18 protein-coding genes and 1 pseudogene are annotated in these 26,689 nt (G+C 62.6%); 12 read left to right on the forward strand and 7 right to left on the reverse strand.

The window, feature by feature from the left end:
- Positions 1 to 37 precede the first annotated feature (37 nt).
- The 3 genes from ACFZPT_RS20580 (at position 38) to ACFZPT_RS20590 (ending at position 4,040) form a co-directional block, all read left to right on the forward strand.
- Positions 38 to 547 (forward strand): sigma-70 family RNA polymerase sigma factor, encoded by a 510-nt coding sequence (locus ACFZPT_RS20580; protein ID WP_034095247.1) that lies wholly within the window; start codon positions 38 to 40, stop codon positions 545 to 547.
- On the forward strand, positions 544 to 1,494 hold the full coding sequence (locus tag ACFZPT_RS20585; protein ID WP_034095248.1) for a FecR domain-containing protein: 951 nt from the start codon (positions 544 to 546) through the stop codon (positions 1,492 to 1,494). The genes ACFZPT_RS20580 and ACFZPT_RS20585 overlap by 4 nt, the downstream gene beginning before the upstream one ends.
- A gap of 92 nt (positions 1,495 to 1,586) precedes the next feature.
- Positions 1,587 to 4,040, forward strand: coding sequence for a TonB-dependent siderophore receptor (locus ACFZPT_RS20590; RefSeq protein ID WP_099312397.1), 2,454 nt, complete (start codon positions 1,587 to 1,589; stop codon positions 4,038 to 4,040).
- A gap of 8 nt (positions 4,041 to 4,048) precedes the next feature.
- Here the strand turns inward: ACFZPT_RS20590 and ACFZPT_RS20595 are convergent, their stop codons facing one another.
- From ACFZPT_RS20595 to ACFZPT_RS20615, 5 genes are all read right to left on the reverse strand, one after another.
- Complete coding sequence (locus ACFZPT_RS20595) at positions 4,049 to 4,720, reverse strand: serine/threonine protein phosphatase (RefSeq protein WP_034111212.1); 672 nt, start codon at positions 4,718 to 4,720, stop codon at positions 4,049 to 4,051.
- On the reverse strand, positions 4,717 to 5,391 hold the full coding sequence (locus ACFZPT_RS20600) for a hypothetical protein (protein WP_236238724.1): 675 nt from the start codon (positions 5,389 to 5,391) through the stop codon (positions 4,717 to 4,719). The genes ACFZPT_RS20595 and ACFZPT_RS20600 overlap by 4 nt, the downstream gene beginning before the upstream one ends.
- A gap of 26 nt (positions 5,392 to 5,417) precedes the next feature.
- The gene (locus ACFZPT_RS20605) at positions 5,418 to 6,044 is read right to left on the reverse strand and encodes a hypothetical protein (protein ID WP_034111216.1); all 627 of its coding nucleotides are present in this window, start codon (positions 6,042 to 6,044) and stop codon (positions 5,418 to 5,420) included.
- An 82-nt stretch (positions 6,045 to 6,126) separates the two neighbouring features.
- Complete coding sequence (locus ACFZPT_RS20610; RefSeq protein ID WP_034095253.1) at positions 6,127 to 6,831, reverse strand: DUF3142 domain-containing protein; 705 nt, start codon at positions 6,829 to 6,831, stop codon at positions 6,127 to 6,129.
- A complete protein-coding gene (locus ACFZPT_RS20615; protein WP_099312400.1) occupies positions 6,828 to 8,999 on the reverse strand; it encodes an outer membrane assembly lipoprotein YfiO in 2,172 nt (723 codons plus the stop codon). The genes ACFZPT_RS20610 and ACFZPT_RS20615 overlap by 4 nt, the downstream gene beginning before the upstream one ends.
- 223 nt (positions 9,000 to 9,222) lie before the next feature.
- On the opposite strand from ACFZPT_RS20615, the gene ACFZPT_RS20620 reads away from it, so the two are divergent.
- The 4 genes from ACFZPT_RS20620 to ACFZPT_RS20635 are packed head-to-tail and all read left to right on the forward strand — an operon-like array spanning position 9,223 to position 13,876.
- A complete protein-coding gene (locus ACFZPT_RS20620) occupies positions 9,223 to 9,933 on the forward strand; it encodes an efflux RND transporter periplasmic adaptor subunit (protein WP_371918477.1) in 711 nt (236 codons plus the stop codon).
- On the forward strand, positions 9,930 to 11,249 hold the full coding sequence (locus ACFZPT_RS20625; RefSeq protein ID WP_034095256.1) for an efflux RND transporter periplasmic adaptor subunit: 1,320 nt from the start codon (positions 9,930 to 9,932) through the stop codon (positions 11,247 to 11,249). Before ACFZPT_RS20620 ends, ACFZPT_RS20625 begins: the two co-directional genes overlap by 4 nt.
- Positions 11,249 to 13,345 (forward strand): efflux RND transporter periplasmic adaptor subunit, encoded by a 2,097-nt coding sequence (locus ACFZPT_RS20630; protein ID WP_034095257.1) that lies wholly within the window; start codon positions 11,249 to 11,251, stop codon positions 13,343 to 13,345. The genes ACFZPT_RS20625 and ACFZPT_RS20630 overlap by 1 nt, the downstream gene beginning before the upstream one ends.
- A 15-nt stretch (positions 13,346 to 13,360) precedes the next feature.
- Positions 13,361 to 13,876: a GNAT family N-acetyltransferase gene (locus tag ACFZPT_RS20635; RefSeq protein ID WP_099312404.1), complete on the forward strand. Its 516-nt coding sequence runs from the start codon at positions 13,361 to 13,363 to the stop codon at positions 13,874 to 13,876.
- On the opposite strand, the gene ACFZPT_RS20640 is transcribed toward ACFZPT_RS20635, so the two are convergent.
- Together ACFZPT_RS20640 and ACFZPT_RS20645 are read right to left on the reverse strand one after the other, a co-directional pair.
- A complete protein-coding gene (locus tag ACFZPT_RS20640) occupies positions 13,852 to 14,160 on the reverse strand; it encodes a hypothetical protein (RefSeq protein WP_034095259.1) in 309 nt (102 codons plus the stop codon). The genes ACFZPT_RS20635 and ACFZPT_RS20640 overlap by 25 nt on opposite strands.
- Before the next feature lie 53 nt (positions 14,161 to 14,213).
- Positions 14,214 to 14,801 (reverse strand): phage tail protein, encoded by a 588-nt coding sequence (locus ACFZPT_RS20645; RefSeq protein ID WP_034095260.1) that lies wholly within the window; start codon positions 14,799 to 14,801, stop codon positions 14,214 to 14,216.
- Between the two features lie 201 nt (positions 14,802 to 15,002).
- Between ACFZPT_RS20645 and ACFZPT_RS20650 the strand changes: the two genes are divergently transcribed.
- The 5 genes and pseudogenes from ACFZPT_RS20650 to cysC all read left to right on the forward strand — a co-directional run.
- Complete coding sequence (locus tag ACFZPT_RS20650) at positions 15,003 to 16,613, forward strand: glycosyltransferase family 39 protein (protein ID WP_099312406.1); 1,611 nt, start codon at positions 15,003 to 15,005, stop codon at positions 16,611 to 16,613.
- Positions 16,614 to 16,700: 87 nt separating this feature from the next.
- A complete protein-coding gene (locus tag ACFZPT_RS20655) occupies positions 16,701 to 17,543 on the forward strand; it encodes a sulfotransferase (protein WP_236238726.1) in 843 nt (280 codons plus the stop codon).
- A gap of 51 nt (positions 17,544 to 17,594) precedes the next feature.
- A complete protein-coding gene (locus ACFZPT_RS20660; protein ID WP_099312408.1) occupies positions 17,595 to 24,542 on the forward strand; it encodes an Ig-like domain-containing protein in 6,948 nt (2,315 codons plus the stop codon).
- 41 nt (positions 24,543 to 24,583) lie between these two features.
- A complete protein-coding gene (locus tag ACFZPT_RS20665) occupies positions 24,584 to 26,098 on the forward strand; it encodes a TolC family protein (protein WP_034095263.1) in 1,515 nt (504 codons plus the stop codon).
- Positions 26,082 to 26,657 (forward strand): annotated as a pseudogene (gene cysC, locus ACFZPT_RS20670) (adenylyl-sulfate kinase); the annotation flags it as partial. The gene ACFZPT_RS20665 and the pseudogene cysC, both read left to right, overlap by 17 nt.
- Positions 26,658 to 26,689 lie beyond the last annotated feature (32 nt).

Below are 26,689 nucleotides of genomic sequence, written 5' to 3' on the forward strand. Positions count from 1 at the left end.
AATGATAATTGCTCTCAATAGTGTATCTGAGCTTTTCATGGACACCGCGACTGACGGCCAGCAACAGCTTCATCTTCTGTACCGCGACCATCACGGCTGGCTGCAAGGCTGGTTGCGCAAGCGCCTGGGCGATCGAGAGCACGCCGCCGATGTAGCCCAGGACACGTTCCTGCGGCTGTTGGTGTCCGGACGTTTTCCAGGTGACAAGGAAAGCCGCAGCTATCTGGCGCAGATCGCGCGCAATCTGGTGATTGACCAGTGGCGGCGCCTGCGTATCGAACGCGCCTATCTGGAGAGCATCGCCCATCTGCCGGAGCCGGAGTCGCCGTCGCTGGAAACCCGCGCACTGATCCTTGAAACCCTGATGCAGATCGACGCCATGCTCGACCGCATGCCCGACAACGTGCGCCGGGCCTTCCTGCTATCGCAATTCGAGGGGTTGAGCTACGCGCAGATCGCCGAGCGCCTGGGTGTCACCATCAGCTCGGTGCAGAAATACATGACCCGCGCCATCGTCGCCTGTTACCAGGTGGTCTACGAAGAATGAAACATGACGCACCCATTGCCCCGGCCATTGTCGAGCAAGCCAGCGAGTGGTTGATGCTGCATTGGGGCGGCGAGCTGCACGGCGAGCAACGCCACGCTTTTGCCCAGTGGCAGGCCGCCGATGCGGAACACCGTCGCGCCTGGCAACGTTTGCAGCACTTGCAGCACACCCTCGGCGGCGTTCCTGCCGATAGTGCCCGCGCGGTGCTACGCGATACGCCGGACACCCAGCGCCGCGCCGCCCTCAAGCTGCTCGGCGCGCTCTTGATGGTCGGCGGCAGCGGCTATCTGGTGCGGCGTAGTGAACCTTGGCAAGCGGCATTCGCCGAACATCGCACGGCGACCGGTGAGATCCGCTACGTCACCCTCAGCGACGGTACGCGTCTGGACCTCAACAGCGACAGCGCAGTGGATGTGCGTTTCAGCGCCACTGAGCGACGTATTCGCCTGATCCGAGGCGAGATCCTGCTGACCAGCGGCCACGATGCACTGCGCCCGCTGATCGTGGAAACGGCGGCCGGCGATGTGCAGGCGCTGGGCACTCGCTTTGGCGTGCGCGAACTGGACGCGGGCAGCCGTGTAGACCTGTATGAAGGCCGCGTGCGCGTGACCCCGGTGCACGGCGCTGCGGTGCAGATGAACGCCGGTGACAGCCTGTGGTTCGATCAGCGCCAGACCCTTGCGTTACCTGCGGTGGGCGCCAACGGCAGCAGTTGGACCGAGCATCGCCTGATCGCCGAACGCCAGCCGCTGGGCGAATTTGTTACGCAGTTGAGTCGCTATCGTCCTGGCCTGTTGCGGTGCGATCCGGCCGTGTCCGGGCTGTTACTCACCGGTGTTTTCCCGTTGAACGATACCGACGCGATCCTTGCCGCCCTGGAGCGCTCGTTACCGGTGCTCGTCCAGGCAGTCACCCGCTACTGGGTGACGATCAAGGCTCGTGTCTGAAAATATTTTCTCTGGCGCTTGTCGGTTTCTCCATCCCGTTCGGGATACCTCTTGAAAGCCAATCAAGAAGCGTTCTCACGGGGAGTCCTGCAATGCCGCACCACCCAATCCAACCCTTGGCCCGCGCCCTGCGCCATGGTCTGTTTGTCGGCCTCATGGCGACCGCGCCGATGCTGCCGACCTTGGCCTATGCCGCCGAAGCCACTGAACAAGTGCGTACCTACGCCATCCCGGCGGGCAGTCTCGACCAGGCGTTGAACCGTTTCGCCAGTGCCTCGGGCATCTTGTTGTCGGTTGATGCCACGCTTACGGAAGGTAAGCGCAGCGCCGGTCTGCAAGGGCGTTATGCGGTGGGGGCCGGTCTGGAGCGGTTGCTGGCGGGCAGCGGCCTGGTGGCGATGCAATCCCAGGGCGGTTGGTCGTTGCAGGCGAGCGCGTCTGACGGCACGTTGCAACTCGGGGCTACCCAGATCAGCGCCCAGCAAGCCGAGGAAAGCGCCTGGGGCCCGGTGGACGGTATCGTTGCCACCCGCAGCGCCTCCGGCAGCAAGACCGATTCGGCACTGGTGGAAATCCCCCAGACTATCAACGTGATCACTGCCGCCGAGATCAAGGCCCGCGGTGCCCAGAGCGTTACCCAGGCATTGCTGTACACGCCGGGCATGAGCGCCGGCGGCTTCGCCGACCGGGTCAAGTTGTTCGATGAACCCACCTCGCGGGGCTTCTCGCCCACACCCCTGTACCTCGACGGTTTGCACCTGCCCTATGGCGGTGGCAGCACCGGCGGCGCGCTGCAAATCGAGCCCTATTCCCTGGAGCGCATTGAAGTCCTCAAAGGCCCGGCTTCGGTGCTGTACGGGCAAAACCAGCCGGGCGGTATCGTCAATATGGTCAGCAAGCGCCCCAGCGAAACCCCGGTACACCAAGTGGTGCTGGAAGCCGGCACCTACGAGCATAAAAGCGCGGCCATCGACCTCAGCGGTCCGCTGGATGAGCAGGGGCAATTTCTGTATCGCCTGACCGGCCTGGCCAACGATGGGCAGGACGAGATCAACTACGTCGAGAACAAGCGCCAGTTCATCGCCCCCAGCTTCACTTGGCGACCCAACGACGACACCCATGTGACGCTGTTCGCCCAGTACCAGAAAGACAAAGGTGTGCCCGAAGCCCAAGGCCTGCCGGCGTCCGGCACCTTGTGGGCCAACCCCAACGGCAAGATCAAGCGCGATGTGTTTATCGGCGAGCCCGGCGTCAACCAATACAACCGCGAGCAGTACGTGCTGGGCTACGAGATTTCCCATCGCCTTAACGACACCTGGACCCTCAAACAAAATGCGCGCTACGCCGAGGTGGACGACCGTTACACCGCGCCGTTGCACGGCTACCGTTTCGTCGCCAACCCGGCCACCGGTGTGCAGGACCAACGCTACCTGCAACGCTTCGGTGTGGACTGGGCGCAAAACAACAAAGTGTTTGGCGTGGACAGCATCGCTCAGGCCGAATTCGACACAGGCGCGTTGTCCCACACCCTGATCCTGGGCCTGGATTACTACCATTCCGGCTCGCTGTTCCATGGCCTGTATGACCGCAACCCGCCGATCATCGACCTGTTCAAGCCGGTCTATGGGCAGCGCCTGAATTTTGGCCAGCCATATCGGTGGGATCGCACCATCACCCAGACCGGCCTGTACGTTCAGGACCAGATCAAGTTGGATAAATGGGCGTTGGTCCTGGGCGGGCGCTATGACTGGGCCAACGTGGTGAACAAAGAACCCCTGACCGACACGCGCTTTGCCAGCAAAGACCAGGCGTTCACCGGTCGTGCGGGGTTGGTGTACTTGTTCGATAACGGCCTGGCGCCCTTTGTCAGCTACACGGAATCCTTCCTGCCACTGGCGGGCACCGACGTAAATAAAAAGCCGTTCGAGCCGTCTACCGGCAATCAGTACGAAGTCGGCGTGAAGTACCAGCCGCCCGGCCAGAAGAGTTTTGTGCAGGTCTCGGTCTATCAGCTGGACCAGGAAAATGTGCTCACCACCAACCCGGTGGACACCACCTACAGCACCCAAAGCGGCGCCATGCGCTCACGCGGCGTGGAGCTGGAAGCCAAGGCAGCGCTCAGCGACGCTTGGGAGATCATCGCGTCGGCCTCGCGCAATGACATCAAATACACCAAGGACAACGACGGTCGCCAAGGCCGCCACCCCGCAGGCATTTCGCCGCTCACGGCGTCGATGTGGGTCAATTACACCGTGCTTGGCGACACCCCGCTGGCCGGTCTCGGCGCGGGGCTGGGTGTGCGCTACGCCCGCCAAAGCCTGGGCGACTACTACGAAGGCGCCTTCAGCGTGCCCTCGTATAGCGTCTATGACGCCAGCCTGAGCTACGACCTAAGCCGCTCGCCGCTGAAACTCAAAGGCGTGAAACTGGCGCTGAACGTGCAGAACCTCACCGACAAGACCTACGTTTCGCAGTGCACCAGCGATCTGGATTGCTATTACGGGCAAGGACGGACGGCGGTGTCGAGCCTGACGTACGACTGGTAGCCAGGTGCCTAAGATCGCAACAGCATGAAGGTGGTGTCGTCGTGAGTTGAACAGCCGTTAAGGGTTTGCTGTGCAATGGCCCTGAGTTGGTTCTGGACAGACAGTTCGGCCCAGAACCCATCCGTCGCCATGATCCATGTTGTGTCTTTGATTATCTGCAAGGATTGAATGTGAGGCTCATGGCGGCGGCGGTAGCTCATGCAGTTGAGCAGAGTTTTCCGCGCAGGGCTGTTGGCGATGAGTGAATGGCTCAGATCACCTTTCCAGTTGGGGCCGCAGTGGGGTGGACTTATCCAATTCAGATACTGACCTTTTTCCAGATATCCAAGGCAACAGTCGCCTGCATGAATGGATATGGCGGTTTGACCGACTACCAGTAGCGCAAGATAGCTGGCGGCGGCAAAGGGGAAGTCCGGGCATAGATTTGAATGCACTCGATTGAGTGATGTGAGTGTCAGCGCCAAAGCCTTATCTGTGCAGGCCGCGACGGCAGTCGCTGAGTGAGAAAAGGTGTCCAGCAGATGGTGGCTCAGGGCTCGCGCCAACTCGCCACTGCCTGGTTTGGACGTACCGTCGGCAATCACGTAGAGATATGAATCTGCATTGCGTGCCGAACCGCAGGCGTCACGGTTTTCTGCTCTGTGGATACCTTGCCGACTGACACTGGAATGCAGAATCAAATGCGCACCCCGAACTCAATCAGTCTATCGAGGCGCTCGTAAATCAACGTTTCTCGATCGGGGTCTTGAGCGGTGCTTTGAATCACATCCTGAAAAGCAGTGAGTCTGAGCAGAGACGAGAGCTCCTCGCCCACAAAGCGTCGTAGCTCGATAGGTGCGTGTTTTGTTTCTGCAATTAGCTCTTCCCGGCCATCCAGCAGAGCGATGATGTCTTCAATATCGTTGGACATCAGTAGGTCGCCCTTGCCCCGGCCTAGATATGCCTGGAGTTTTGCGGCAAGAAACCAAGGGGCTGCGAACACCTTGATAGGCGTTCCATTAGGCAATGTGTAATCAATCGCATTTTCCAGCCCTCCGACAAACCAAGTATTGGAGAACCCCAGTATTTTTTCATCGGTTGGCATGAAATCGACTTTCAGCGCTCCTAGACGCAAGCGACAGGTGACCGTGTCCTGGCCTGTATTTTTGAACCCTTTGGTTTTAAGGGTTTCTTCAAGCCGATACCAAGCGGCAGTACTGGTCAGGTGGATGACCAGATCCACGTCATCGGTACCGCGGATGGATTCTTGTGTGTATTCGTCGGTAATCAACAGGACGGTTGTACACCCACCGACAAAGGCCACTTGCTGGCGTAGCTCTGCCCCCAATGCGTCGGCGACCGCTTCAAGCATTTGCAACATCATTTCCCGAACTGAATTCAAAGGATCAACTCCCTCAGCAGTGCATCGGCTACCTTGGTCTCGCGCGGTCCGCCGATGCGAATTGCATCGACTAGAGCCAGGAAGTGATAGAGAAGCTCGTCTTTTTTTACCGCCCCAGGAACAGTTTTGTACAAGGGCGCGATTTCCTGACCTTTGCTTTTGCCATACGCATCTGGCCACACGGGGATGAGATCGCCACCGCTCATGACTTTACCCGTCAGGATAGGGGCCCCGAATGCTGTTGGAATTCCGCGAACGACGGCGCCAGGCTTTGCGGGAAATACGTAGCGAATGCCATATTTCACGAAGTCCAGAAGGGCTTCTCTTCTTACCAGAGGCTGCCCGCTGAGGCGGTTTGTGTGAATAAGGCCGATCTCTCGACAGCGATTCAGAGAATTCGATACCTCGCTTTTGCTCAACGCCAACGACGCAGACAGTGCTCGAACGGAGTAGCTATCACTGTTAGTCGGGAGCGTGTCGCCGTCGCTATCCTCCCAACCTTTCCACTCACTACCTGCAAGGAAAACAAGCGTTTCGGCCTCTTTTCCGGTGGCCCGCTCTTTCACCGCCTGTAGTTCCAGGCTAATCAGTTTGAAGAGGATAACGATATCCTGACTTTTCATAGGGCTCCCTGAAGCGGCTGTCCACTGTCCATGGACCGTGGACGATTTCTTGCATGGAGGGCTAGCCCTGTCAAGAAAGGAATCAAAGATTCTGCAAAAACACCACATACCCCCGAAACCACTCATTGCTCTGCAAATACCCCGGCGCCTGCCATTCACCGCCCTGAATCAAGCCGATCTTGAACGGCAACCCCAGCCGATTCATCCGCGGCAAGTACGCGGCGTAATCCGGGATGCTGTGGCGGCCTTGATAGGTCTGCACCACCACTTCATCCACCACGCCTTTGAGCTGGGCGATGGCGGCCGGGTCGGCGTTGCTGCTCCAGTCCATCAGGCCGGTGATGCTCAGCCGCAAGTCGGCGGGCAGGCGCTGGCGCAGGTCGCGCAGAAAGTCGGCGTATTCGTGCAGGTATTGGGTACGGGCGTCGAAGTCGATCTGAATGCCTATTACCGGGTTGCCCGCGTCGCGCCAGCGTTGCACCTGGCCGAGCAGCTGGGTGTAGATCGGTTCGGGCCAGCGCAAGGTGTGGGCGCGGTATACCACCCAGACCTCGCCCTGGGTCAAGCGCGGTACGCTCATGCCCTGGGCGATCAGCTGCACGCCGCGCTGGGGGGCGCGGCGGGTAGAGTTGATCTGGCCCTGCAGGATGTAGAGGGTCTTGGCCTGCTTGAGCACCGCTTGAGACTTGACGCCGCTCCACAGCCAGAAGGCGTCATAGTCGCGGGCGTCGACGGCACCGAAGGCCGGGCTCGCCAGCATCAGCAAGCCGAGCCACAGGTGTTTCACCAGTAGTACTGCAGCGATTTGCCCCACTGGGTGTCGGCGTAGCCGCTTTTGAGCTGGCGGAACCAGGCTTTGCGCACGGCCGGTTCAACGTCCTGCCCACCGCAGCTGTTATAGCCGGCCGGCGCGTAGCAGTTGATGGCGCGGAACAGCGCATAGGCCTTGTCTGTCTTCGGCGCCTTGGCGTCGCCGATCACCTGCTTGTAACCGTCGAGTCGCGAGAAGGTGGCCCCTTTGAAGTCCGACGCGGTGCTGCCCAGGCTGCCGGCGGCGCGTGCTTGTTCCAGCGGCATGCCGTCCAGGTTGTTGCGCAGGATGAACTCGCCGAGGCAGTTGAGGGCCTGGGGGTTCTTGGCCTCGGTTTGCAGGGTCGCGGCAGTTTGCGCGATGGCCGGGCAGGTGTAGCCGGAGGCGGCTTTTTCACCGTTCCACTGGAACAGTTTCAACGTCTGCCCTTCGCTGTAGACATAGCCCAGGCTGCTGCTCAACTTATCTTCGGGCACCGGGGTCGGCAGTTGCTTGAAGTCCTCGGCAAAGGTGGCGAACTGGCCGCGCAGCAGGTCTTTGTAGAGCAACACGAATTGCGCGGTCTGGCGCTCCACCGGGTCGCTGGCCTGGGCGATCTGTTGGCGCAGCAGCTCAGGCCCGGCGACGTTGCGCAACAGGCTGTAGCGCACTTGCTTGGCGCTGATCGGCGAGTCGGCGGCAAACACCTCGGCCAACTGGCCGCTGCGCTCGTAGTTCATGGCCAGGGCCAATTCCAGTTGATCGCGCATCAACGGCAGTTTGGCCAGTGGCAGCAATTGCAGCCACAGCGCTTGGGCGCCTTTCCAATCTTGCTTGGCTTCCAGCGCCAGGGCGCGCAGGGTCTGTTGGCTGAAGGCGAAGTAATTCAGGCTCGACGGCACACTTTGCGGCAGCTGCTTCAGCGCGGCATCCGGCTGGTGCTCGATGTACAACGCACACACCGCCAGCAGGTAATCGTAGAGTTCGGGTTCGCTGGCAAACAGTGCCTTTTGCTTTTCCAGGTCTGCGCGGGACAAGGTCGGCTGGTTGCCGCCGCGCATCACCATCAGGTCGCTGACCAGTTGGATCATCGGCGTCTTCACTGGCTGGCTGTTGACCATCAACAACTTGAGGTCAGCCTCTTCCACCAGCTCATCCTCGGACACATTGCGCTGCGCGTCGCTGGCTTGCGTGAGGCTCCAGGCATACGCCTCGGCCAGTTTGCTGCCATCATCGGCCAACCAGTAGACCCGCCGCAGCAGGCCGCGCGCGGAGGCGCTGTAATCGCCTTGTGGATAAGTACTCAGGTAGCTATCGAAGGCTTGCTCGGCATTGGCCAGCGCCGACTTATCCACACGCGCCAGAGTCGGCACGCCGTCGGCATCGTACGCGTCTGCCTGGGCCTGGTTCAGCGCAGTGCGGGCGGTCATGTACAGCGCGGCTTCCTTGAGCCAGGGCAGGGCACTGCTGCGAGCGGCGCTGAAGCCGCGCTCGGCTTCGGCAAAACGGCCGCTATAAAAATCGGCGGCGGCTTGCAGGTAGGTGTACAGCTGCTGGCCGTCGGTCGATTGCAGTTGCTGTGCATTCGCCACGACCGGGCCGTCCCACTCGCAGGTGGTGAGCAGTTGCAGGCGGGCTTTGACCAGCAGCTCGCGTTCGGCGGCCGGCATATCGGCCTTGACCACTTGGCGCACAAACGCGGTGGCGCTGTCGTCGTCGTTGCTGCGGCAACGGCTGCCCTCGCCCGTGACAAACGCCTCGCCGGCGGTGGTGTAGTCCTCGCGCTTGATGCCCAGGGGTTGCAGCAGGTTGTCCAGTTCGGCGGTGGACGATGTGTCTGCGCCGTCATCGGGCTCGGTGTCCGTACCGCCACCCTGCGACAAGCGATATACCGGGAATGGCACCGGGCCGAAGCCCTCGGCCAGGTCATCTTCGCTCAAGGCATTGGGCGTCAGGCCCGTATTTTTCTTGTCGGCCAGCAGCATGCGCAGGTTGACCCGGCTGTCGTTGCCAGGGCTGAGGAAAGGCTGGTTGCTACACGGGTCGAGGGTGTCGCGGGAAACACGCCAGTCGGGGTAGCACGAATCGTCGGAGCTGGCCTGGGCCTGCACAGAGAGACCGGCCAGCAGGGCCAGTGCCAGAGGTGACAAAAAACCGATGCGCATGAGGTGTCCTTGATCCTGGTGCTTGGAGGGGCGCAATCATAGCTTGATCTGACAATTGCTTTGGTGACTGCCTACACAATTTGCCGATTTGTCCGATTGGGGGTAGTGGCAATTTAATTTCGCTGACTTAGACTGCGGTCATCGTCAGGGAGTCGACCATATGAAGCAATTGCATGGATGGGCGTTGGGTTTTATCGGCATATTGGGCGTGGCTCAGCTGGCCATGGCCGAAGACCCGTTGTTGGATCATTCGCCTGCGACCACCGCCAGTGCCGACAGCGAAGCGCGGGGCGTGTTGCGTGCCCGCGACCAGGCGATGCTGGCCAGTGAGCTGTCCGGGCGCATCGTCGAGTTGCCGTTCAGCGAGGGTGAGACGTTCAAAAAAGGCGACACCCTGGCGCGTTTCGATTGTTCGGCCTACCAGGCCCAATTGAACGCCGCCCAAGCCGCCAGCCGTGGTGCCGGGGAAGAACTGGCGCACAACAAACAGTTGGCGGCGCTCAATTCAGTCGGACGCTTTGAAGTGGCCCGCGCCGAAGCGCGGTTGAGCGAGACCCAGGCCCAGTCCCAGGTCTACCAGGTACAAGTCAAACGCTGCAATGTGCTGGCGCCGTATGACGGTCAAGTGGTGCAGCGCAAAGTGCAACGCTATGAAAGCGTCTCGGCCGGCGCGCCGCTGCTGGAAATCGTCGATAACCGCAGCCTGGAAATTCACCTATTGGTGCCGTCGCGCTGGATGGGCAAGCTCAAGCCGGGGCAGACGTTCAGTTTTACTCCGGATGAAACTGGCCAGGCGTTCAGCGCTACCGTCAAACGCCAGGGCGCACGCATCGACGAGGGCAGTCAGACGCTGCTGCTGGTCGCCACCTTGCCCAATGCCACCGGCTTGATGGCGGGTATGAGCGGCACCGCCCACTTCGCGCAACTGCAATGAACGCACCCATGGCGGGGAACACCGAGCGGGTGTTCGCGCAATTTCTGGACCTCGAACGCCAGACCCGCGCCGCCCGCTCCACTGAGCAATTGGCCTACAGCTTGGTCAACGATGGGCAAGCGCTGTTCGGCTATCGCCACGCTGCATTGTTGATTGCCGGTAAGGTGCAGGCGGTCACAGCAGTGAGCAGCATCGACCCGAACGCGCCGTTCGTGGCGTTTGTCGAGCATGCGGTGGGGCAGTTGCACTCGCTCGACCTCGGCCAGACCGCGCGCGTGGTGCCTGCCGAGCAATTGAGCGATGCCGTGCGCGCCGACTGGCAGAGCCTGTCGGCCGAACAGGTGTTCTGGTTGCCGCTGATCAACCCCCAGGGCCAGGTGTTTGGTGGCCTGTGGCTGGCGCGGGATACGCCGTGGAACCCGGCAGAGCAAGTCTTGCTGGCGCAATTGGGCGACACCTACAGCCATGCCTGGCATGCGTTGCAACCGCGCCAGCCGTGGCGCCTGCGCCTGACCCGCAAACGTCAGGTGGCGGTGGGGGTCGGGTTGCTGCTGATGTTGCTTATCCCGGTGCGCCAGTCGGTGCTGGCGCCCGCCGAAGTGGTGCCGCTGGCTGGACAAGTCGTCGCGGCACCCTTGGATGGGGTGATTGCCGAGTTCTTGGTTAAACCCAACCAGAGCGTGAAATCCGGCGACCTGCTGCTGCGTTTTGAAAGCACTACCCTGACCGCCCAGGCGGACGTGGCGGCGCGGGCCCTAGGTGTGGCGGAGGCGGAGCTCAAGGCCAATTCCCAGCGTGCCTTTGCCGATGCCGAATCCAGCTCGCGCATCGACTTGCTGGCCGCGCGCGTCGAGCAAAAACGCGCCGAACGCGACTACGCCCGCGAGCTGCTCAAGCGCAGCGAAGTGCGCGCCGAGCGCGACGGCATCGCGGTGTTTGCCGACGCCGAGCGTTGGACCGGCAAACCGGTGCAAACCGGCGAGCGCCTGTTGCAGATCGCCGACCCCGGCCAGGCCGAGTTGCGCATCGAACTGGCGGTAGGCGATGCGATTGCCCTGGCGCCCGACGCGCAGGTCGCGCTATTCCTCGACAGCGACCCGTTGCAACGTCACCTCGCCACCCTGCAACGCGCCGCGTACGAAGCGCAGCCCACGCCGGGCGGGCAGTTGGCCTATCGCTTGGATGCGCAGTTCGATGACGCGCCGCCGCGGATCGGCCTGCGTGGCACTGCGAAGCTGTATGGCGACCGCGCGCCGCTGGCCCTGTACCTGCTGCGGCGACCGTTGGCGGGCCTGCGCCAAAGCGTGGGCCTCTGATGAGCCTGCCCAAGCTGCGTGACGACCTGCAACTGTCCAGCGCCGGCGCGGCATTGGATGGCTCGCCGCGCTGGACCCTCGCCGACCCAGTGCGTGGGCGCTATTTCAAGCTGGGCGCCACGGCCATCCGTCTGTTGCGGCATTGGTCCCTGGGCGACCCGGAAAAAGTCCTGCAAGCTGCCAACCGCGAGCCGGGCTTGCCCCTGGGGAACAGCGAAGTCACCGAGCTGCTGAGTTTTCTACGCGCCCACGACCTGATCGCTGCCCTCGACCCCGAGCAACGCGCCAGCTATCTGTATAAAGCCGCCGCCCAGAAGCAGGGCCTGTGGCAGGTGCTGCTGCATCAATACCTGTTTTTCCGCATCCCACTGTGGCGCCCGGACACGTTCCTCAATCGCGCCTGGCCGTGGTTGGCGCGGTTTGGTCCGGGCCTGTTGCGCTACGGTTTGCCGATGACCCTCGGTCTTGGGGTGTTTTTGGTGGCGCGCGATTGGCAGCGCTTCCTGGCGACGTTCCCGCACCTGTTCAGCCTCGGCGGCGCCCTGGCGTTTGGTGTGGCACTGTTCTTCGCCAAGTTGTGCCATGAATTCGGCCATGCCTTCATGGCCAAGCGCGCCGGTTGTCGGGTGCAAAGCATGGGCGTGGCCTTCATGGTGCTGTTGCCGATGTTCTACACCGACGTCAGCGACGCCTGGCGCGTCAATGATCGCCGCGCCCGCTTGATGATCGGGGCCGGCGGGGTGATGGCCGAGCTGCTGCTGGCGTGTATCGCCTTGCTCGCCTGGTCGCTGTTGCCGGATGGACCGGCGCGCACGGCGGCGTTCATGCTGGCCAGCGCCACCTGGCTGACCACCCTGGCGATCAACCTCAACCCGTTCATGCGCTTTGATGGTTACTTTTTGATCAGCGATTTATGGGGCGTGGACAACCTGCAAGGCCGTGCCTTCGCGCTGTGCCGCTGGCGTCTGCGCGAACTGCTGTTCGGCTATGGCGAACCGGCCCCGGAGCCGTGGTCGCCGGCTTTGCAGCGACGCCTGTTGTGGTGGGGCTACCTGGCGTGGCTGTGGCGTGCGGCGCTGTTTCTGGGGATCGCGTTGGCCGTCTATCACCTGTTCTTCAAGCTGCTCGGAATCTTCCTGATGCTGGTGGAATTGGTGTGGTTTATCTGCCTGCCGATCTACAAGGAATGGCACGAATGGTGGAGCCGTCGCAGCCAGGCCCATGCGCCCCGGGTGTTGCTTAGCAGTCTCGGGTTGGGGCTGATCGTGCTGGCGCTGGTGGTGCCGTGGCGCAGCGCGGTGGAACTGCCGAGCATGCTCGAAGCGGGTCGTGTCAGTGCCTTGCATGCGCCGGTGGCGGCGCGGGTCAAGGCATTGCGGGTGGTGGACGGGCAGGCGGTGACCCAGGGCCAGGTGCTGATCGAACTGGAATCGCCGGACCTCGACGCGCGCCAAAGCATCGTGCGGCGCGAAGTCGAGATCCTGCAATTGCAGATGCGCCGCCAGGCTGGACGCAGTGAAACGGCGGCCGACGCCGGGATCATCGATCAGCGCCTGTCCCAGGCCCTGGCCGAATACCGCGGCCTCGCTGCCCAACGCGAACGCCTGCTGTTGCGCGCCCCCCATGCGGGCACCGTGCGCGATGTATTGCCGCAATTGGACGTGGGTCGCTGGCTGTCGCCCAAGGATGCGCTGGTGCAGGTGGTGGAGGATGGCGCGCGCCTGCGTGGCTACCTGGCCGAGGCCGAGTTGTGGCGAGTCGGACCAGGGGCGACCGGGCGGTTTATCGCCGATGACCCGATGCGCGCCGCGATCCCCGTTGAATTGACCGACGTTGACGCAAACGGCGTGGCTTATCTGGATCAGGAGGCGCTGACCTCCGACCATCACGGGCCAATAGCCGTACGCCGCGACGAAAACCAGCGTCCTGCGCCGGTACAGGCGCAATACGGCGTGCGTCTCAAAAGCCTGCGGACGATCGACACCCCCCGGCAGCCGTTGCGCGGCGTGGTGCTATTGCAAGGACGCAGCGAGTCGGTGCTGGGCACGGCCTGGCGTCGAGCGGTGGCGTTGGGCGTTAGGGAAAGCGGATTCTGACAAGGAGTGCAGACGATGATGAACAATCAGGGCGGGTTGGCGCAGGGCTTAGCGATGCGCCCGTCACGGGCCAGCGACGGGCCGTTTTTGCAGAAGCTCTACCATTCGGCGCGGGCGGATCTGCAGTGGATCGACGGCGAGCGAGAGAAGGTAGAAGAGGTCATCGCCCAGCAGTTCCAGGTGCAGGAGCGGGGCATGGACCAACAGTTTCCAGGGGCCCTGCATTACGTGGTGGAAAAGCTCGGCACGCCCATCGGTGCCTTGAGTGCCGACTTCGGCGCCAATGAAATTCGAGTGTTGTACCTGGCGCTTATCCCCGCCGCACGTGGCCAGGGCTTTGGTCGGGCGATGCTGCATAGCGTTCAGCAGGCCGCCACCCAAGTGTGCTGTCCGGTGGCGACGGTGGTGTGGGCGAGCAACCCCCATGCGCGCCAGCATTACCTGGCGCTGGGGTTTCGTGTGGAAGAACAGACACCGGCGGCGCAGCGGTTGGTGTGGTACCCGCCTCAGTTGAACACGATGCAAAAGTAACCGCGCTCGCCGTCACGCCCCATGGCGGGCTCGCGGGACACGAACACGTGTTCCAGGCACACATCCGGCAAGGGCATGCGGCATAAACCGTCGACGAACTCCGTCGGGCCGAGGCTGTTGAGAGACACACTGAAGCCCTCGCGTACGCTGCCCGGGAAACCGGACTGTGGCGACGGGCGCAGCCCCTGGACCTGAATTTGAAGTGCCGAGCCATCCGGCAGGTACAGCACGCTAGGCTGGGTCAGCAAGGGGCGAAAGTGTTCGAGGGTGACCTGATTCAACATGGTTCGGCTCCGCATCGGAAGTGCCGAGGCCCATGGGCCTCGGCCGGGGGGCATCATGGGCGTGAAGGATAAAGTCCTTCCAAGGCAATGCTGAAGTTGATCGCCAGATAGGGGTTCATAATGCCAACGGCCTGGCTCTGGCCGGCGCTGGCCGTCTCGCCGCTCAAAGCGCTGGTGACGCCCTTGAGTGGTACCGGGTTGGCGCCTTGTTGATCGGAATAGATCGTAGCGCTGCCCGGTCCTGGGCCAGAGGCGCCGATGTAGGCATTGGTAGGCGTAGGCACCGTTACTGGGTTGCTGACTACGCTGGTCAGTTGCACCGTGGTGTTGCCTGCGAGTGTGCCTGCGCCATGGGTGTGGGCGGGGAGGTTGCCGGCCAGCAGCGTGACCGACTCGCTGCCCGAGAATGCACCGATCGCATGGGGCGACAGCCCCGTGCCTTGGCCCATGCCCACCGGCACGCGGCTTTGCAGGTTCGGCAGTTGGAAGGTGGACTGACCGTTGCCGCCGTAGAAGGTGCCAATCAACGAAAACAGCACGGCGTTCTGTTGCACAGCCACGATCTGGCCATTGCATAACGCCCAGCCATTGGGTGCGTAGTTAAAGGCAAAAGACTGGATGGTGCCGATAAATACTTCCATGAGTCGCGAATCCTTGTGTGAGCTCTAGGGTCTTGGACGACGCCTATCGATCGGGCGCCATCGCAAAGCGTAGACGCACATTTGCGCTACGCCCAACGGTTGCGAAACCGCGAGCGAAACCTGGGCTTTTGCCCTAGAGTTGCGCGTGTTTGCGCATGTGTGGCGTTTACCCGGGAAACCGGCGGTATCAGGGGATTTGAGGTGCGACGGTCTGTGGTCGAGCAAGACGAAAAAGTGGGCCCATTTGCCGTAGCGGGCGCCTGGGAAGGCAGCCGTTGGCTGAGCCGGTTATGGTGGGTGCCGATCCTCGCGCTGGCCATAGCCACGCGGTTCTATGGCTTGACGGCCGCGGCGATCTGGGGCGACGAAGGTTCGAGCCTGCTGCTGAGCGAATATGCCGTAGACGACCTGTGGTTTCACGCGGCCCATGACGTGCACCCGCCGCTGTACTTTTTCATGTTACGTGGCTGGATCGAGCTGTTTGGCGACGGCATCTGGTCGATTCGTGCCATGAGTGCGATCCCCGGCGTGGTCGCCGTGGGCCTGGGCGTGTGGCTGATGCGGCAACTGTCCACACGCCGCGCTGCCGCGCTGGCGGGCGTGCTGCTGGCGTTGTTCCCAAGCGCCGTGCGCTACAACCAGGAAGTGCGCATGTATTCGCTGCTGGCCGTGTGGCTGCTGGGCGCCACGCTGGCGCTGGTGTACTGGGTGCGCCAGCCCGAGCGCACGCGGTGCCTGGTGGCTTATGTGTTGTTGATGGCGGCCGGTTTTTATACCCACTACTTCACAGCGTTGTGCGTGCTGGTGCACTGGGCCTGGCTGGGCGTGTTGTGCCGCTCCCAGGCGCCCGGCCAGCGCCTGCTCACGCGTCCGGTGTGGTGGTGCGCAAATGCCGCGATTGTCGCGTTGTACCTGCCTTGGCTGCCGAACCTGCTGGATCTTGTCCAGCATGTCGAACAGCTCAAGGTCGGCGGTGATATTGGCTGGGAAGACCCGGTCACGCTGACCTCTGTGCCTTCGATGATCTGGCAGTTCGTGCTGCAGGATGAAGGTGTCGGCTTCTGGGCACCGCTGTTCTGGCTGTTTCCGCTATCGCTGGTGGCGGCGGTCGCGGTGACCGTCTGGAAGGAACGGGATAGTTACTCTCCGGCCTGTCTGCTGGCGCTGTTTTTTATGCTGCCGCTGCTGGTGGTATACGGCGTGTCGTTTGTATCGCCTGTGTTCATCGAACGTTACCTGACGGTGTATGCCCTCGGCTTGCCAATGCTCATTGCCCTGGCCATCGAGCGTCTGCCGACGCGCCTGTCGTGGCTCGGGGCGGCGTTGCTCGTGGTATTTGTCGGCGTTGAGCTGCTGGGTTTGAAGAACAACGCCACGGTGGATGTGCATGACCAATTCAACGTGCCGGTGGAGTTCGTCAATCGCAATTACCAGGAAGGCGATCGCATCGTGCTCAGCGACATGATGTGGTACTTGAGCTACGTGTATTACGACCAGACCGACGCCCAGTTGCAGCTCTACACTCCGCCCAAGCCCGACGGCACACTGACCCGGCCAAACGCCTATGGTTTCGGCACCCTGGTGGATCAGGACGGTGGACGCATTTACCTCGACCGTCTGTCGGCTTTACCCGCCCAGACCCGCCGTGTCTGGCTGATCAGTAGCAACGAAATGCCGGATGATTTCGCGCCGATTCCCGACGGTTGGCGCCAAGTGTTGCAGCAAGATGGCGGCGGTGCGCGGGCGCGGCTGTTTTTGCTGTGTGTGGGGCCTGACTCTATGCAGCCTGAGTTAATTTCGAAACAGTATTAAATCGGATGCGAGTAGTGGCAATTTCATACTAGTGGCTGTAGCAATCCTGAGCTAATCTTGGTGACAAAGGAATTGTCCTACAAAGTGGTGAATGGATTGCCGTATCACTTTATTTCCGGCTTGCCGCGCTCCGGCTCGACCTTGCTTTCTGCCATCTTGCTGCAGAACCCGCGCTTTCATGCGGGCATGAGTAGCCCCGTGGGCCTCCTATTCAATGGCGTGCTGGCGCAGTGCAGCGCCGGCAGTGAATTTGGCTCGGTGATTGACGCCGACACCCGCCGCCGCCTGCTGCGCGGCCTGTTCGATTCCTACTACGCCGACAAAACCGCCACGCCCGTGGTGTTCGACACCAATCGCCAGTGGTGCGCGCGCATGCCGGCGCTGCATGACCTGTTTCCCCAAGCCAAAGTCATCGCCTGCGTGCGCAACGTCGCATGGATCATGGACAGCCTGGAGCGCCTGTACCGCGCCAATCCCTTCGAAAATACCAAGCTGTTCAACGACGATGTCGAGCGCAACACGGTGTACAGCCGTGTCGAGACCCTGGCCCAGCGCAACCGCATGGTCGGGTATGCATGGTCGGCGCTCAAAGAGGCGTACTACGGTGAACACGCCGGCTCGATGCTGATCGTCGACTACGACCTGCTGGCCCAGGCCCCCGAGCGGGTCATGCGACTGGTCTACGAATTCATCGGTGAGCCGTGGTTCGAGCATGACTTCGACAACCTCAGCTACGACGCACCGGATTTCGACCAGGACCTGGGCGTAGCCGGTCTGCATCGGGTCAAACCACAGGTGGCGTTGCAAGCGCGGCGCAGCCTGCTGCCGCCGGATCTGTTCGAGCAGTTCGCCCATATGGATTTCTGGCGTGACGGCAGCTTGAGCGCTGCCAATGTGATTCGCACCAAAGCCGACGCCGCGATCAGTTGATCGCGGTTTTTTTATTTGTGGGTATCAGCATTCGACAAGCGGGTGAGCAGCATGTGGTGGAGCAAAGGCAAGGCACGGCAAACGACAACGCGCGCGCGCACGCAGGCGACGCCGATGATCATGTCCCTGGAACCGCGCATGCTGTTCGACGGCGCGGTCGCCGCCACGGTGGCTGATGTGGCGCAGGCCGACAGCCATGCCACGGCTGCCGATGCGGCCGCCAAGGCGCCGACCGCCGAGCACGCCGGCGCCGTCGGCGAAACCCACGGGCAAACCGATGCACCCGTGACTCCGGCCCCGGTCACTGTGCCGGGTGAGTCAGTCGTATTCGTCGATGCACGGGTCAAGGACTCCGCCGAGTTGCTCAAAGGCGTCGCCCCCGGCACCCAGGTGGTGCAGTTGGATGCGAGCAAGGACGGCCTGCAACAGATCGCCGATTACCTGGGCAGCCACCAGGGCGTCAGCTCGGTGCAGATCATCGCCCACGGCAACTCGGGTGACCTGTGGCTGGGCAACACCTATTTATCGGCAGACAACATCGCAGCTCGTAGCGAGGTGCTGGCGCAGATCGGGCAGGACATGAACGTCGGCGGCGACATCCTGATCTACGCCTGCAACACGGCAGCGGGCGATAGGGGCGTCAACTTTGTCGACTCGCTGGCGCAGCTGACCGGGCGCGATATTGCCGCGTCCAGCAACCGCACCGGCGCGGGCAGCGACTGGACCCTGGAAATCGCCACCGGCTCCATCGAGAGCCGCACCGCGCTGGCCTACGGGAGCATGTCGGGGTATCAGTACAGCCTGGCGACGGTCACGGTGCTCAATAATGGCGACAGCGGTGTCGGCAGCTTGCGGCAGGCCCTGAGCTCCGCGGTGTCGGGGGATACCGTGGCCTTCGGTGCTGACATGACGATCAACCTCAACAGCCAGCTGATCATCAGCAAGAACCTCACCATCGACGGCGATCGCAACAATGATGGTGTGGCGGACGTGACCCTCAGCGGGCAGTACAAAACCCAGGTACTGCTGGTCAACTCCGGGGTCACCGCGACCCTGGATGGCCTGATCATCACCAAGGGCCTGGTAGCCGGCAACGGCGCTGCGGCGGGGACCGACGGAACGGCGGCGATGGGCGGCGGTATTGTCAACTTCGGTAACCTGACCTTGACCAATGTCACCGTCACCAGTAACGCAGCCTCGGGTGGCGGCGGCGGTGGCGGAGTTACCGCGCCTTACGTCGGTGGCGCGGTCGGTGGCGGGGGTGGCGGGGGCGGCGCTCTCGGCGGACAATTCGGTGGTCACGGTGGTTCTTCAGGCTTTGGGACCGGCGTGTATGGCGGTACTTCCGGCACTGCCAACGCCGGCGGCACCGGCGGCGGCTATCACCCCAGTTACATGGGCGGCAAAGGCGGTACCAGCGTCGGCGGCGCAGGGGGGGTGGGCGTAGCCAACTACAGCAATGGCGGGGCCGGTGGCACGGCGAACAATGGCACTATTTCCATTGGCGGCGGTGGTGGCGGCTCCGGTTGGGACAAACCTGGCCGTGCGGGCGCCTCGGCCAGTGGCGGTATCTACAATGGCAGCACCGGCACATTGACCGTTGTCGGCACGTCGGTGATTACCAACAACATCGCTGCCGGCGGCGGGGGTGGTGGCGGTGGGGGCCTGGGTGGTTCCGCCGATTCGGGTGGCGCGGCCGGCAAAGGCGTCGGAGCGATCTGGAACAAAGGCACGCTGTTGATGACGGCTGCCAACTTTGCGGCCATGAGCGGCAACGTCGGTGGCAGCGGCTCCGGTGGCCCTGCGTTGGGCGGCGGTTCCACGGGCGCCTCCGTAGCGGCCGTGAACAACATCTTCAATGACGGCGGCACGGTGAACACGGCTTACGCCCCGGCTCCGACCGCGACCATCGTGGTTGCGACCCCGGGCCAGCACCTGGGTACGAGTTCGGTAGTAACCATTACCTTCAATCAGGCAGTCAACGGTTTCACCCTGGCCGATCTGACGGCTACCAACGGCGCACTCACTAACCTGACCACCAGCGACGGTGGCAAGACCTGGACCGCGACCTTCACCCCGGACTCGAACGTCGCCAGCACGCCCGGCCAGATCACCCTGGACAACACCGGGGTCACCAGCCAAGCGCTGGGAGTGGCGGGCATCGGCACCACCGTGTCCAACAGCTACACCGTCGACACCGTACGCCCGACCGCGACCATCGTGGTCGACAGCCCGGCGTTGAAAGCCGGTGGCTCGTCCCTGGTACACATCACGTTCAGCGAGGCAGTGAGTGGTTTCAGCCTGTCGGACTTGACGGCGGCCAACGGCACCCTGAGCAACCTGAGTTCCAGCGACAATATCCACTGGACCGCGACCCTGACCCCGGCTGCCGGCAACGACACCAGCGGCAACAGCATCACCCTGGACAACACGCTCTATACCGACATCGCGACCAACGCCGGCAGCGGTACGACCACCTCCAACACCTACGTGATCGATACCGTGCGGCCGACCGCGACCATCGTGGTATCCGACACCGCGCTCAACATCGGCGGTTCGTCCCTGGTACACCTCACTTTCAGCGAAACGGTCAACGACCTGGACCTGACCGACCTGAGCGCATCCAATGGCAGCCTGAGCAATCTAGTCCAGGTCGATGGCACCCACTGGACGGCAGTCCTCACACCCAACGCCGCGGTCAACCACAGCGGTAATTTCGTCACGCTCAACAACACGTTGATTACCGATGGTGCGGGCAATGCTGGCAGCGGCACGACCCAGTCCAACACCTACGCCATCGATACCGTGCGGCCGACCGCGACCATTGTGTTCAGCGCGACCAACCTGGGGATCGGCCAAACGTCGCTGGTGACCATCACCTTCAGCGAAGCCGTGACCGGGTTTACCAACAATGATTTGACGGTGACCAACGGCACCCTGAGCCCGGTCATCACCAGTGATGGCGGCATCACCTGGAGCGCCATCTTCACGCCGACCGCCGCAATCGTCAGCGCAAGCAACCACATCACCTTGGACAACACCGGGGTCCAGGATGCAGCTGGCAACGCCGGCAGCGGTACCACCACCTCCAACAACATTGCCATCGATGGCGTGCGCCCGACGGCGACCGTTGTAGTCACCAACGACACGCTGAAAATCGGCGACACCTCGCAGGTGACCATTACCTTTTCGGAAGCCGTGGTCGGATTCACCAACGCCGACCTGACGATCGCCAACGGCACGCTGTCGCCGGTGAGCAGCCTCGACGGCGGCGTCACCTGGACCGCAACCTTTACCCCGAGCGCGAGCACCACCGACGCCACCAACCTGATCACCCTGGACAACACCGCCTACAGCGACACCAGCGGTAATATCGGCACCGGCACCACCAGTTCCAACACCTACAGCATCGACACCGAGCGGCCGACCGCGACCATCGTTGTCGCTGACCCGGTGCTGACCGCTGGGCAAACCTCGCTAGTGACTATCACCTTCAGCGAAGCGGTGAGCGGTTTCAGCCTGGCCGACCTGAATGTCAGTCAAGGCAGCCTGAGCGGCTTGAACAGCGCCGACGGCATTACTTGGACCGCGACCTTCACGCCGGCTACGAATACCAACAGCGCAACCAATGCCATCACCCTGGCCAATGCCGGTGTCAGTGATCTTGCTGGCAACGCGGGCTCCGGCACGACCCAGTCGGCCAACTTCACCATCGACACCGTACTGCCGACGGCGACTGTCGTGGTGGCGAATCCAGCGTTGAATATCGGCGGCACGTCCCTGGTGACCATCACCTTCAACGAGGCGGTCACCGGTTTCAGCAACGCCGACCTGACCATCACTAACGGCACCCTGAGCGGGGTAACCACCATGGATGGCGGCATCACCTGGACCGCGACCTTCACGCCGAGCAACAACCTCGCCGACGCCACCAACCAGATCACCCTCGACAACAGCGGGGTCCAGGCGGCGGTTTCGGGCAATACGGGTTGGGGCAGCAGCGCTTCCAACAACTACGCTATCGACACCCAGCGCCCGACCGCCACCGTGGTGGTGACCAACGAGCACCTGGGCATCGGTAGCACATCCCTGGTGACCATCACCTTCAGCGAAGCGGTGACGGGTTTGAGTCTGGCCGACCTGACCACCGACAACGGTACCCTCAGCAGCCTGAGCACCAGCGACAACATCACCTATACCGCGACCATGACGCCGGTAGCGGGAGTCAGCCAGAACAACAACCGGATCGTCCTGGATAACACCGGTGTGGTCGATATCGCCGGCAACGCCGGCTCCGGAATCACCGAATCCAACACCTACGCGCTCGACAGCGTGCGCCCGACCGCGAGCATCGTGGTGGCCGATCCGGTGTTGAGCGCCGGTGAAACTTCACTGGTGACTATCACTTTCAGCGAGGCGGTGACCGGGTTCGATAACAGCGACCTGAGCGTGGCCAATGGCATCCTGAGCACTGTGAGCAGCAGCGACGGTGGTATCACTTGGACCGCCACCTTCACGCCGACCGCAGGTGTCCACGACACCACCAACCTGATCAGCCTGAGCAATGCGGGCGTGAGCGACCTGGCCGGCAACGCCGGCACGGGTATCACCAACTCGGGTAACTTCACCATCGACACCGTGCGACCCACGGCGACCATCATCGTGGGGAACCCGGCCCTGAGTATTGGTGCGAGTTCATTGGTGACCATCACCTTCAGCGAAGCGGTCACCGGCTTCACCAACGCCGACCTGACCGTCGCCAACGGCACCCTGAGCACTGTGACCAGCGGCGATGGCGGCATCACCTGGACCGCGATCCTTACGCCGACCACCAGCGTCACCGACGCCACCAACCTGATCACCCTGGACAATACCGGTGTGAGCAACGCCTCGGGCAATGCTGGTAGCGGCACCACCGACTCGAACAATTACGCGATTGATACTGTGCGTCCTACGTCCACCATTGTGGTCGCGGATGCGGCGCTGAGCCTCGGTCAAACTTCACTGGTGACCATCACGTTCAGCGAGGCGGTGAGCGGTTTCACTAACGCCGACCTGACCATTGCCAATGGCACCCTGAGCACGGTGAGCAGCAGCGACGGCGGTATCACCTGGACCGCAACGTTCACCCCGACCGCCAGCATCACCGACATCAGCAACGTGATCACCCTGGACAACACCGGCGTCACCGACCTGGCGGGCAACGCAGGCGCAGGCACCACCGACTCCAACAACTACAGCGTCGACAGCCAGCGGCCGACGGCCACGATTGTCATGAGCGACAGCGACCTGCGCCCGGGCGAAACCTCATTGGCGACCATCACCTTCAGCGAGGCCGTCACCGGCTTCGACAACAGCGACCTGAGCGTGGCCAATGGCAGCCTGAGCAACGTCAGCAGCAGCGACGGCGGCATCACCTGGACGGCAACGTTCACGCCCACGTTGAGTGTGACCGACACCACCAACCTGATCGTGCTGAACAACACCGGCATCTCCGACCTGGCGGGCAACAGCGGCACCGGCACCACCAGCTCCGCCAACTATGCCGTGAACACCGAGGTGCCGACGGCAACCGTCGTGGTGGCCGACACGCAACTGAAAGCGGGCGAAACCACCCAGGTGACCATCACCTTCAGCCAGGCCGTCAGCGGCTTTACCAACGCTGACCTGACCCTCGCCAACGGGACTCTGAGTGCGGTCAGCAGCAGCGATGGCGGCGTTACCTGGACCGCGACGCTCACGCCGACCAGCAATATCACCGACACCAGCAACCTTATCGTGCTGGACAACAGCGGCGTGACAAATGCCTCGGGCAACAGTGGCGTCGGCACCACGGACTCCAACAACTACAGCATCGATACCCAGCGGCCGACCGCGACCATCACCGTGGCGGACGCCCTCCTGGGCATCGGGCAAACCACCACGGTCACTGTGACCTTCAGCGAAGCGGTCAGCGGGTTTGACCTGTCGGACCTGAGCGTGGCCAACGGCACCTTGTCCAACCTTGCCACCAGCGACGGCGGCAAGACCTGGACGGCCACGTTGACGCCGACCGGCGCAATTACTGACCCCACCAACCTGGTGGTGCTGGACAACGGCCTGGTCAACGACGCTGCGGGCAATGCCGGTGCAGGCATTGCGATTTCCAACAACTATGCGCTCGACGCCGACCGGCCAACTGCGACTATCTCCGTCGCCAACCCGAACCTCACTGTCGGCCAGACCACCACGGTAACGTTCACCTTCAGCGAGAAAGTCAGTGGCTTCGACCTGGATGACCTGAGCGTGGCTAACGGCACCTTGTCCAATCTGTCCACCAGCGATGGCGGCAAGACCTGGACGGCCCTTCTCACGCCGACGGCCAACCTTAATGACCCGAGCAACTTCATCACCCTCGACACCAGCCTGGTGACGGATGCGGCGGGCAATGCCGGAAGCGGTTTCAGCAACTCCGGCAACTACGCGATCAACACCGTCGCGCTGACCGGCGACCCGCTGTTCCGCGTCGATGGCCCGATGGCGCCACCGAGTGCGCCGGACGCGCCGCTGCAACCGATCATCTTTGGCCCGCCCAGCGGCAACTTGGGCTCGCCGATTGGCTTCCCGGCATTGTTCGAGCAGCGTGAATTGGGTGGCGGCTTGCCACCGATCGGCAACATCTTTATCCGCAACAACGCCCTGGCGCCGAGTTATATCGCCCAGGTATTCGGCATCGATGGCGGCAATGCTGCGGGTGCCTCTGGGTTCCTTGGGTTTGGCGGCGGCGATGGCGGGGTGTTTGGTTCAAGTACCTTGTCGGGCCTGTTCAACCGCGAAAACCACGGTGACGCGAGCGACTCCAAAGCGTTCGACAGCAAGTCGATCAAAAGCTCGGGCGGTGCACTGGGTGCGCCGACCTTCGGCCAGCAATTGCACCAGATCAACGACAAAGAACAGCGCCAGGTCATGGACTTGGCGCTGGCACTGCAGCAGGTCGGCATCAGCGAAATGCAGGCTTGAACACACTCAATTAAAGACGCAGGAACAGGGGCAGTCCACGGATGAATACAGCTCAAAAGTTATTTGGTGCCAGCTTGCTGGCTCTTGCAATCAGCGGGTGCGCAGTCACCAGTGACCCCATCGAGCGCAGCGTCAGCGAGCAACGCGCGCGCAGCGATCTACACGGCATGTACAAGGATCAGGAACCGTTGAGCGGCCCGCTGACCCTGCACGAGGCCATGGCTCGCGCGGTCAAGTACAACCTCGAAGGCCGTTTGAAGGTGATGGAAGAGGCGCTGGCCAAGCGTCAATCCGACCTGTCCAGTTTCGACATGCTGCCGCGCATGGCCCTGTCCGCTGGCTATGCCGGGCGTAACAACACCAACGCCTCCAGCAGCCAGAGTGTGCTCACCGGCACCCAGTCCCTGGAACCCTCGACCTCCCAGGACCGCGACCGTCGCGTGGCCGACCTGACCATGGTGTGGAACGTGCTCGACTTCGGCGTGAGTTACATCAGCGCCAAGCAGCAGGGCGATCAGCGCCTGATCATCCAGGAACGTCGACGCAAGGTGATCAACACCATCGTGCAGGACGTGCGTTCCGCCTACTGGCGCGCGGTGGCCGCCGAGCGTCTGCTGACCCAGATCGACAGCCTCATGACCCGTGTCGACCAGGCCCAGGCCAATAGCCAGAGCATGAGCGAACAGCGTATCGGCGACCCGGTCCAGGCGCTCGGCTATCAGCGTGCGTTGATCGAAGCCACACGCCAGTTGCAAGAGCAACGCCGGGCCCTGTCGTTGGCCAAGACCGAGCTGTCGACCCTGATCAATCTGCCCATGGGCACTGAGTTGAAACTGGCCACGCCCGATGACTACAGCGTTCCTCAGCTCAAGGTGAACCTGGCCAGCCTGGAGCAGGAAGCCCTGGCCAACCGCCCGGAACTGCGCGAGCAGGATTACCAGACCCGCATCAGCGCCGCCGAAACCCGTAAAGCCATGCTGCGCTTGCTGCCGGGGCTGGAGTTTTCGGCCGGCGGGCATTACGACAGCAACTCGTTTCTAGTGGACAACCGCTGGGCCGACTACGGCGCCAAGGTCACCTGGAACCTGTTCAATGTGATCTCCGCCCCGGCGGCCATCGACGTGGCCAAGGCCGGTGAAGAAGTCGCCACCGCCCGGCGCCAGGCGATGTCGATTGCCGTGCTCGCGCAACTCTACGTGGCCAACGCCAACTTTCAGGACGCGGTGCGCCAGTTCAAAACCAGCGAACAACTTGCCGATATCGACGGGCAAATCCTCGGTCAATTGCGCAACCGTCATGAGGCCGCCGGGATCGGTGAGCTGGACCTGATCCAGGGTGAACTCAACACCTTGCAGGCCGACCTGCGCCGCGACCTGGCCTACGCCGATCTGCGCAACGCCTACGGGCAGATCTTCGCCAGCGCCGGTCTCGACCCGCTGCCGGAGCAACTGGACTCCGACCGCGTGCAAAGCATCGCCAGCGCCCTGGCCAGCCGCGAATCGGCTTGGGCGGCGGGCAATATTGCCGCGCCGGTGCCCCGTGCCGTCGCTCAATAACCTGGTAGCGCCGACGGCGAGCATCACGCGCCGTCACCGCGAAGCCCGCAATGGGCATCGCGGCGTGGCGATCCTGCTCACCGGCCTGCCGGCCTCGGGCAAGTCCACCCTGGCCCAGGGCCTGCAAGCCGCCTTGTTCGAACAGGGCCGACAGACCCTGGTACTCGACGGCGACAGCCTACGCGGCGGCCTCAATCGAGACCTGGGTTTTTCCGATAAGGACCGCCTGGAAAACATCCGCCGCGCCAGCGAACTGGCGGCGCTGCTGGTGGATAACGGGCAGATTGTGATCCTGGCAATGATTGCGCCACTGACGGACCTGCGCGCGGTGTTTGCCGAACGCCTCGGTGACGATTATCGCGAAGTGTGGTGCAGCGCCTCACTGGCAGTGTGCGAAAGCCGCGACCCCAAGGGGCACTACGCCCGTGCGCGTAAAGGCGAGTTGCCGGGGTTTACCGGCATTGGCTCCCCCTATGAACCGCCGCCCCTGGCATCGCTGGTGTTGGACACCGGCGTGCTGTCGGTGAAACAGGGCGTCGAGCGATTACTGGCCTGGCTGGCGCCTGAACTAGACTCTGGGCATTCATCTTC

It is taken from the genome of Pseudomonas sp. MD330_10 (genome assembly GCF_042610415.1).
Classification (GTDB): domain Bacteria; phylum Pseudomonadota; class Gammaproteobacteria; order Pseudomonadales; family Pseudomonadaceae; genus Aquipseudomonas; species Aquipseudomonas rhodesiae.

Coding starts and splice junctions, on each gene's coding strand:
- ACFZPT_RS20580 (WP_034095247.1), top strand. CDS start 38: ATGGACACCGCGACTGACGGCCAGCAACAGCTTCATCTTCTGTACCGC.
- ACFZPT_RS20585 (WP_034095248.1), top strand. CDS start 544: ATGAAACATGACGCACCCATTGCCCCGGCCATTGTCGAGCAAGCCAGC.
- ACFZPT_RS20590 (WP_099312397.1), top strand. CDS start 1,587: ATGCCGCACCACCCAATCCAACCCTTGGCCCGCGCCCTGCGCCATGGT.
- ACFZPT_RS20600 (WP_236238724.1), bottom strand. CDS start 5,391: ATGCTTGAAGCGGTCGCCGACGCATTGGGGGCAGAGCTACGCCAGCAA.
- ACFZPT_RS20605 (WP_034111216.1), bottom strand. CDS start 6,044: ATGAAAAGTCAGGATATCGTTATCCTCTTCAAACTGATTAGCCTGGAA.
- ACFZPT_RS20615 (WP_099312400.1), bottom strand. CDS start 8,999: ATGCGCATCGGTTTTTTGTCACCTCTGGCACTGGCCCTGCTGGCCGGT.
- ACFZPT_RS20620 (WP_371918477.1), top strand. CDS start 9,223: ATGGCCGAAGACCCGTTGTTGGATCATTCGCCTGCGACCACCGCCAGT.
- ACFZPT_RS20625 (WP_034095256.1), top strand. CDS start 9,930: ATGAACGCACCCATGGCGGGGAACACCGAGCGGGTGTTCGCGCAATTT.
- ACFZPT_RS20630 (WP_034095257.1), top strand. CDS start 11,249: ATGAGCCTGCCCAAGCTGCGTGACGACCTGCAACTGTCCAGCGCCGGC.
- ACFZPT_RS20635 (WP_099312404.1), top strand. CDS start 13,361: ATGATGAACAATCAGGGCGGGTTGGCGCAGGGCTTAGCGATGCGCCCG.
- ACFZPT_RS20640 (WP_034095259.1), bottom strand. CDS start 14,160: ATGTTGAATCAGGTCACCCTCGAACACTTTCGCCCCTTGCTGACCCAG.
- ACFZPT_RS20645 (WP_034095260.1), bottom strand. CDS start 14,801: ATGGAAGTATTTATCGGCACCATCCAGTCTTTTGCCTTTAACTACGCA.
- ACFZPT_RS20660 (WP_099312408.1), top strand. CDS start 17,595: ATGTGGTGGAGCAAAGGCAAGGCACGGCAAACGACAACGCGCGCGCGC.
- ACFZPT_RS20665 (WP_034095263.1), top strand. CDS start 24,584: ATGAATACAGCTCAAAAGTTATTTGGTGCCAGCTTGCTGGCTCTTGCA.